Annotated in this window: 8 protein-coding genes; 6 read left to right on the forward strand and 2 right to left on the reverse strand. The window is 66.1% G+C overall.

What is annotated here, in order from left to right:
* The 4 genes from VKI00_RS21760 to VKI00_RS21775 form a co-directional block, all read left to right on the forward strand.
* Positions 1-316 (forward strand): GNAT family N-acetyltransferase (locus tag VKI00_RS21760; protein ID WP_324441113.1); only part of this gene is annotated, 316 nt, incomplete at its 5' end.
* Positions 313-1,416, forward strand: a complete 1,104-nt coding sequence (locus VKI00_RS21765; RefSeq protein WP_324441115.1) for an LLM class flavin-dependent oxidoreductase — start codon at positions 313-315, stop codon at positions 1,414-1,416. The genes VKI00_RS21760 and VKI00_RS21765, both read left to right, overlap by 4 nt.
* On the forward strand, positions 1,413-2,534 hold the full coding sequence (locus VKI00_RS21770; RefSeq protein ID WP_324441117.1) for an LLM class flavin-dependent oxidoreductase: 1,122 nt from the start codon (positions 1,413-1,415) through the stop codon (positions 2,532-2,534). The genes VKI00_RS21765 and VKI00_RS21770 overlap by 4 nt, the downstream gene beginning before the upstream one ends.
* Complete coding sequence (locus VKI00_RS21775; RefSeq protein WP_324441119.1) at positions 2,531-3,895, forward strand: NtaA/DmoA family FMN-dependent monooxygenase; 1,365 nt, start codon at positions 2,531-2,533, stop codon at positions 3,893-3,895. Before VKI00_RS21770 ends, VKI00_RS21775 begins: the two co-directional genes overlap by 4 nt.
* Before the next feature lie 168 nt (positions 3,896-4,063).
* Here the strand turns inward: VKI00_RS21775 and VKI00_RS21780 are convergent, their stop codons facing one another.
* Together VKI00_RS21780 and VKI00_RS21785 are read right to left on the reverse strand one after the other, a co-directional pair.
* Positions 4,064-4,453, reverse strand: a complete 390-nt coding sequence (locus VKI00_RS21780) for a heme-binding protein (protein ID WP_324441121.1) — start codon at positions 4,451-4,453, stop codon at positions 4,064-4,066.
* 250 nt (positions 4,454-4,703) lie between these two features.
* Positions 4,704-5,444: an MBL fold metallo-hydrolase gene (locus tag VKI00_RS21785; RefSeq protein WP_324441123.1), complete on the reverse strand. Its 741-nt coding sequence runs from the start codon at positions 5,442-5,444 to the stop codon at positions 4,704-4,706.
* 56 nt (positions 5,445-5,500) lie between these two features.
* Here VKI00_RS21785 and fgd point away from each other — a divergent pair, with 56 nt between their 5' ends.
* On the forward strand, positions 5,501-6,511 hold the full coding sequence (fgd, locus tag VKI00_RS21790) for a glucose-6-phosphate dehydrogenase (coenzyme-F420) (RefSeq protein WP_324441125.1): 1,011 nt from the start codon (positions 5,501-5,503) through the stop codon (positions 6,509-6,511).
* 6 nt (positions 6,512-6,517) lie between these two features.
* The coding region (locus tag VKI00_RS21795) for an AAA family ATPase (RefSeq protein ID WP_324441127.1) at positions 6,518-7,101 on the forward strand (584 nt) is incomplete at its 3' end.

Consider the following 7,101-nt stretch of genomic DNA (forward strand, 5'->3'; position numbering starts at 1 on the left):
TGGCTTGGTGATCGGGTTGCTGAACGGCGTCCCGGTCACCGGCGGCGCGTTCCGGCGATTCGATGCCGAGACCGCGGAATTCAAACGGATCTGGACGGACAGCGGATGCCGTCGCCGCGGCTACGCCAAGGCGCTGCTCGCCGAACTGGAGGCCAGCGCCGCCGCGAGGGGCTATCGGCGGGTGTACCTCATCACCGGCGACCGCCAACCCGAGGCAGAGGCGCTGTATCGCACCATCGGGTACACCGAGATCGACGCGCCGACGGTGTCGTGGGGACCTTTTCGTCCGATCGCCTTCGCCAAGGGTCTGCGATGAGCGAACAGCTGCATCTCGGTGTTGCGCTCGACGGCTACGGCTGGCATCCGCGGGCCTGGCGAATCACGCTGACCGCAAACCCCGCGACGGAATCGGTGCTCAGCGGCCGGTACTGGGCCGGTCTGGCGGCCACCGCCGAGCGCGGCCTGCTGGATTTCCTGACCATCGACGACACCCTGATGCCGCAATCTGGACGCCGGGAGGAAATCTCGCCGAGACGGCTGGCGGGTCGCGCCGACGCCGTCCTGGTCGCCGCGCGCATCGCCCCGGTCACCCGGCACATCGGGCTGATTCCGGTCGCGACCGTCACCCACACCGAGCCGTTCCATGTCTCCAAGGCCATCGCGACACTGGATTTCGTATCGCACGGGCGGGCCGGTTGGCAGCCGCGGGTGAGCGCAACCCCATACGAGGCGGCATTGTTCGGACGGCGCAACGGATCACAGTCCCCCGACGGGCTGTTCGACGAGGCCGCCGACGCCGTCGAGGTGGTACGTAGGCTGTGGGACAGCTGGGAGGACGACGCGGTGATCCGCGACGTGTCCACCGGGCGGTACGTCGACCGGGACAAGTTGCATTACATCGACTTCACTGGCGAATACTTCTCGGTCAAGGGGCCTTCGATCACCCCGCGTCCGCCCCAGGGCCAGCCGGTAGTGGCGGCGCTCGCGCACGCGCCACGCATCTACGAATTCGCCGCCGCCAGTAGCGATCTCGTCTTCATCACGCCAACCGATGATGCCTCGGTACGCACCATCATCGACGAGGTGCGTGCGGCCGGCGGCGCCCACTTGAAAATCTTCGCTGACCTGGTGGTGACCTTCGGCGGTGACACGGAATTCGGTTCTGACGCACTGATATTCACCGGCAGCGCAAACGAGCTTGTCGACCTGCTGCTGGAGTGGCAGCGGCTGGGCATCGGCGGTGCGCGGCTGCGGCCAGCAGTCAACGCCACCGATCTTCCGGTGATCGTCGACGAGATGGTGCCATTGCTGCAGCGCGCCGGGCGGTTTCGCACCGGCTACCAGCAGCACGAGACATTGCGCCAACGGCTCGGCCTGCCCGCCGCGCCCAACCGTTATACGGTGGTGAATCGATGAGTACCGTCCCGCTGTCGATCCTGGATCTGGCGCCGATCAGCGCGGGCAGCGACGCCGCGACGGCTCTGCACAACACCATCGATCTGGCCCAGCACGCCGAGCAATGGGGTTTTCGCCGATTCTGGATCGCCGAGCACCACTTCGTCGGAGTCGCCAGCTCGGCGCCGGCCGTGTTGATCGGCCAAATCGCGGCTGCTACCAACACGATTCGGGTGGGCGCGGCTGCGGTGCAGCTGACTCACACGACGGCCGCCGCGGTGGTGGAGAGCTTCGGGATGCTCGACGCCTTCTATCCGGGCCGCATCGACCTCGGTGTCGGCCGGGGGCAGCGGCGCGACACCGGGTTCAAGCCGAAGCCGCCCTCAGCCAAGAACCGCCCGCCGCGGCAATGGCGCGAGGTCGACGGCGTGGTGATCCCACTGCCGTTCGACCTGCGCGGGCTGCTCGATACCGAGCGGGTGCAGGCGACGATGGGGATCCTGCAACAGCCGGAGGCCGTGTCGCCGGACTTCGCCGAGCAACTCGGCGACATCATCGCGATGTTGGACGGTACTTACGAGGTCGAGGGTTTCGACGTGCACGCGGTGCCGGGAGAGCGGTCCGGACTGACGCCGTGGGTCTTCGGCAGCACCAGGGGCCAAAGCGCCAGGGTGGCCGGCGCGCACGGGCTGCCGTTCGTCGCGAGCTACCACATCACCCCGGCCACCGCGCTGGAGGCCATCGACGCATACCGCGACACCTTCGTCCCGTCGGCCGCGCTCGAGCGACCCTACGTGGTGGTGTCCGCCGACATCGTCGTAGCCGACGACAACGCCACCGCAAGGAAATTGGCCAGCGGCTACGCGCAGTGGGTGTATTCCATCCGGACCGGGGTCGGCGCCGTGCCCTACCCGGCTCCCGAGGATTTCCGTCCGCTCGCCGACGAACAGTTGCCGGTCGTCAAAGACAGGCTGGAGACGCAATTCGTCGGTGACCCGGATGAGGTCGCCGAGCGGCTGTTCGCGCTGCAACGACTGACCGGCGCGGACGAGTTGGTCGTCACGTCGGTGACGCACAACCACGAAGACCGGCTGCGCTCGCATGAGCTGATCGCAAAGCGGTGGGGACTGGGCGAATGAACACACGCGAAGGCAAGCACCGCAAGCCTATTCACCTGGCCGCCCATTTCCCAGGGGTCAACAACACCACCGTGTGGACCGATCCCGCCGCGGGCAGCCAGATCGAATTCGACTCTTTCGTACATTTGGCCCGCACCGCCGAACGCGGGCTGTTCGACTTCTTCTTCCTGGCCGAGGGGCTGCGGCTGCGCGAGCATCGGGGTCGGATCTATGACCTGGACGTGGTAGGCCGGCCGGACACGTTCACCGTGCTGGCGGCGTTGGCCGCCGTCACCGATCGGCTCGGTTTGACCGGAACAATCAATACCACCTTTAACGAACCCTTCGAAGTGGCAAGGCAATTCGCCACGCTCGATCAGCTGTCCGACGGCCGCGCGGGCTGGAACATGGTCACCTCGTCGGACGCGTTCACCGGCGAGAACTTTCGGCGTGGCGGCTTCCTCGACCACGCCGATCGTTATCGCCGTGCCGAGGAGTTCCTCGCCGTGGCACGCGAATTCTGGGACAGCTGGCCCGCCGACGCGGTGCTGGCCGATGTCGAAGGCGGAACCTACATCGATCCCGCTCGCGTCGGGACCGTCGAACATCACGGCGCTCAGTTCGACGTCCGCGGAGTGGCGACGCTGCCGGCCGGGCCGCAGGGCCATCCGGTGCTGTTGCAGGCCGGTGACTCGGACGACGGCCGAAACTTCGGAGCCCGCTACGCCGATGCGCTGTTCACGCTGCACGGATCGCTAGAGGACGGTCAGCGTTATTACGCCGACGTGAAAGGCCGTGCGGCTTCCTACGGTCGAAACCCTGATGACCTCAAGGTCTTTCCGGCGGCGACGTTTGTGCTCGGCGACACCGCGGAGGAGGCCGCAGACAAGGCCGTGCACATTCGACACCAGCAGGTGAGTGGCGGGACGGCGATCGCGATGCTCGAGCAGGTATGGGGCCGTGACCTTTCCGACTACGACCCCGACGGGCCGCTACCCGACTTCGATCCGTCTGGTGACACCAGCATCACCCAAGGCCGCGTCCGGCACGGCGACCCCGTCGCGGTGGCCCGCAAATTCCGCGAACGCGCTGAAGCTGAGAACCTGTCGATCCGCGAACTGATCATCGCGGTCACCAGCCGCGAGCAGTTCGTTGGTACCGCAGCGCATATCGCCGGTGAGATCGACCGCTACATACAGGCCGACGCCTGCGACGGGTTCATCCTGGTGCCGCATCTGACCCCACATGGTCTGGACGACTTCGTCGACCACGTCGTGCCGTTGCTGCAAGAACGTGGGGCATACCGCACCGAATACAGCGGCCACACGCTGAAGGACCATCTCGGCCTGACGGCACGGCCTAGTGTTGACGGCACGGCCTAGTGTCGTGAGTCATTAATCCGCATGCAGTTATGGCCGCGCTGCATCTGCTGCAAGGACGCGTCGACTCTGCGGGTTATGTGCGAGGATGCGCCTCAAGTTCGTTAACAAGCTACACAGTCGGCGCCGAGGGAATCCAAAAAGCTGTCGCTCAATTAACGACTCACAACACTAGCCCGCCATGAATTCGTTATAGGCCGACTCCAGATCGGGTGACAGCACCGTCGTGTTGCACTGGCGCTGAGTGTCGCCGATCGGTGCCAGAATGCCCCGCAATTCGACGTACTCCTGCGGATGCGCGGTGAAGTAGCCACGCAGATCCGACTCCGCTTGCGGGCGCGGCTCGTTCTTCGACGCCGTCACGACCGCGTTGGCGCCCGGATGACTGCTGAGGTACTGGTTGGCCGATCCCGTCACCGTGCTGACCGTGTTGGCGACACCGGCAGCACTGCAGTCGGGCGCCGCGGATGCCGTCGGCGCCGCGATCACCGTGGCGGCCAGACCGGCGAGGAGACCGCAGCCGGCGGCGTGCCGGCGCATGGTCTTAGCACTGAAATTCATCATTGTTTGCTTCCTGTAAGACGCAGGTTGATCACAGGTTGCCGAGACCTGACGCCCAAGGTACGCGAAGGTCAAGTAGCGGAACTCGGTGCGGGAGAGGCGTTTGCGCCGCCTGAAGTGAACTGAGTCTCAATTGAGGCCGCTTTTGCTAAGTAATCGATCAGAGCGGAACCCGAATTCTTAGAGAACGTGCCCGAACCTTACGGAATCGTGACGTCGAGCGTGATCGGATTGTGACCCTGCGCTGCGCTCACTGCGCCAACGCGGTCGCCTCATTGGTGGCTGCGCGGATCGGGCCCCGCCACAAATCGCCGTGACCGGGCACCAGAACTTCGGTATCCAGCAGCGCCAGCGCCGCCAGGCTGCGGATGCAGCCGTCCTGGTCGTGGCTGAACACCGCTGGCAGTAGTTGCGGCCCGCTGCGTGCCAGTAGTGGATGCCCGGTAACCAGCGCGTCGCCGCTGGCCAATATGCCGTCGACCAAATACGAACAGTGACCGCCGGTGTGGCCGGGAGTCGGGATGGCCATCGGCTGGCCGGGCAACTCCGCCGACACCTCGGCGGTCAACGGCTGCGCGGTCGGAATGCCCTCACGACTCAAGCCGCCGTCGCGAACGAGGTGGGCGGCCCACAGCGCCCAACGAGGCCTCCAGAGGCGCAGCGCGACGTCGAGCGGCGAGGCCTGTTCCAGATACTCCCGCTTGGTGTGGCCGACCTCGTCGGGATGGCAATACACCGGGGTGTCGTGGGTTTTGGCGAACCAGATCGCCGAGCCCATGTGGTCGATGTGGGCGTGGGTGAGCAGAATCGCGCGCACGTCTTCGGCTTCGTATCCCAGCTGCCGTAACGACGCGAGCACGTCGTCGCGGTCACCCGGATATCCGGCGTCGATCAGCATGACCCCGGTGTCGTCGGTGATCAGCAGCCAGTTGACCGCCCCGCCTTGGGCGAGATGCACGGTCTCGGTGACGGCCGTCAGCACCGGTGCCATGCCCGAGAGTCTAGGCAGCGGGTCACACGCCGACAGGGGGGAGTAGAAACAACAGCGTGGCTGAACTCAAACTTGGATATAAGGCGTCGGCGGAACAATTCGCGCCGCGCGAACTCGTCGAGCTGGCGGTCGCCGCCGAAGCGCACGGCATGGACAGCGCGACCGTCAGCGACCACTTCCAGCCCTGGCGGCACGAGGGCGGGCACGCGCCGTTCTCGCTCGCCTGGATGACCGCGGTCGGTGAGCGCACGAAGCGGCTCTTCCTGGGGACCTCGGTGCTCACCCCGACTTTTCGGTACAACCCGGCCGTCATCGCGCAGGCGTTTGCCACCATGGGATGTCTTTACCCGGATCGCATCTTTCTCGGCGTCGGCACCGGGGAGTCGCTCAACGAGATCGCGACCGGATACGAGGGCGAGTGGCCGGAGTTCAAGGAGCGCTACGCCCGGCTGCGCGAATCGGTGCGGCTGATGCGCGAGCTGTGGCTGGGCGACCGCGTCGACTTCAAAGGCGAGTACTACCACACCAAGGGAGCCTCGATTTACGACGTACCCGAGGGCGGCATCCCGATCTACATCGCCGCCGGAGGACCCCAGGTCGCCAAGTACGCGGGCCGCGCGGGCGATGGCTTCATCTGCACCTCCGGCAAGGGCGAGGAGCTGTACAAGGACAAGCTCATCCCCGCCATGAAAGAGGGCGCGGAGGCGGCGGGCAAGAATCCGGACGACATCGACCGGATGATCGAAATCAAGATCTCCTACGACACCGATCCGGATCTGGCGCTGGAGAACACCCGGTTCTGGGCGCCGCTGTCGCTGACCGCCGAGCAGAAGACCAGCATTCACGACCCGATCGAAATGGAGGCGGCCGCCAACGCGCTGCCGATCGAACAGGTCGCCAAGCGCTGGATTGTGTCCTCGGATCCCGACGAGGCCGTCGAAAAGGTCGGTCAGTACGTCACCTGGGGCCTCAACCACCTGGTGTTCCACGCGCCGGGCCACGACCAGCGCCGATTCCTGGAGCTGTTCCAGAAGGACCTCGAGCCGCGGCTGCGGCGGCTGGGCTGACGACGCATGCTTGAGGTCTCCGCGATCTACATCGCGGCGCCCGAGGGGGACACCGGCAAGTCGACAATCGCGCTGGGAATCATGCACCGACTGGCCGCCACGGTGGCGAAAGTCGGGGTGTTTCGGCCCATCACGCGAGTGGGCGGCGACGACCGCGACTACATCCTGGATCTGCTGCTGGCGCAGACCACCGCCGGCCTGCCCTACGAGCGCTGCATCGGCGTGACCTACAAGCAGCTGCACTCCGATCGTGACGCCGCCATCGACGACATCGTCGAGCGGTATCACGCGATGGCCACCGAGTGCGACGCGGTCGTCATCGTCGGCAGCGACTACACCGATGTCGCCAGCCCCGCTGAGCTGTCGGTCAACGCTCGTATCGCGGTCAACCTTGGCGCGCCGGTGCTGCTGGTGGTTCGGGCCGGCGGCCGCACCGCCGAGGACGTCGCACACGTCGTGAAGCTGTGTCTGGACGAGCTGGCCGCCCAGCATGCCCATACCGCGGCGGTGGTGGCCAACCGCTGCGAGCCGTCGCAGCTGAGCGCCGTCGCCGAGGCGCTGCGCGCATTCGCCCCGCAGACCTATGTGCT

It is taken from the genome of Mycobacterium sp. (genome assembly GCF_035314665.1).
In the GTDB taxonomy this organism is placed as follows: domain Bacteria; phylum Actinomycetota; class Actinomycetes; order Mycobacteriales; family Mycobacteriaceae; genus Mycobacterium.

Coding starts and splice junctions, on each gene's coding strand:
- VKI00_RS21785 (WP_324441123.1), bottom strand. CDS start 5,444: ATGGCACCGGTGCTGACGGCCGTCACCGAGACCGTGCATCTCGCCCAA.
- VKI00_RS21780 (WP_324441121.1), bottom strand. CDS start 4,453: ATGAATTTCAGTGCTAAGACCATGCGCCGGCACGCCGCCGGCTGCGGT.
- VKI00_RS21775 (WP_324441119.1), top strand. CDS start 2,531: ATGAACACACGCGAAGGCAAGCACCGCAAGCCTATTCACCTGGCCGCC.
- VKI00_RS21770 (WP_324441117.1), top strand. CDS start 1,413: ATGAGTACCGTCCCGCTGTCGATCCTGGATCTGGCGCCGATCAGCGCG.
- VKI00_RS21765 (WP_324441115.1), top strand. CDS start 313: ATGAGCGAACAGCTGCATCTCGGTGTTGCGCTCGACGGCTACGGCTGG.